The organism is Burkholderia sp. DN3021 (assembly GCF_049805555.1).
GTDB classification, from domain to species: Bacteria; Pseudomonadota; Gammaproteobacteria; order Burkholderiales; family Burkholderiaceae; genus Burkholderia; species Burkholderia pyrrocinia_C.
In genome coordinates this window covers 1-451 of the sequence record NZ_JBNCAB010000292.1, presented here as the reverse complement: position 1 = coordinate 451, position 451 = coordinate 1, and the positions used below count along the sequence as shown (strand labels likewise).

The 451-nt window shown below is 62.7% G+C and carries 1 pseudogene; it reads right to left on the bottom strand.

What is annotated here, in order from left to right:
- Positions 1-90: 90 nt before the first annotated feature.
- Positions 91-360: pseudogene (locus tag ACPUER_RS37145) on the bottom strand (DDE-type integrase/transposase/recombinase); the annotation flags it as partial.
- Positions 361-451: the final 91 nt, after the last annotated feature.

The following is a 451-nucleotide window of genomic DNA, read 5'->3' as shown; positions in this document are numbered from 1 at the left end:
ATCCCCGTGACTTACACGGATACCACCACGCCATCACCATCATGCCTCACGCGCGCGCGAATGGGGGACTGGCCCAGCTGAGTCGCTTACACAGGAACGCAGCACGCGCTGGAAGAAGCGTTTGGCGGCCGCCGTGTCGCGGCGCTTCTGCAGCAGGATGTCGAGTTCGGCGCCATGTTCGTCGACCGCGCGCCACAGCAGGTAAGGCTCGCCGCGCAGCGTCACGCACATCTCGTCCAGGTGCCAAGTGCTGCCCGGCTTGCGCCGGGCAGCCTTGACGCGACGGGCGAAGCCCGCGCCGAATTTGTCGCACCAGCGACGGATCGTCTCGTAGCTGACTACGACGCCTCGTTCGAACAGCGTAAGCCCCCGGCGAAGTCATCTTGAAGGCGGCCATCGAAAGCAAGGAGCATCGTGTCCATTAGAATTTTTGATGGACAGGTGTACATGA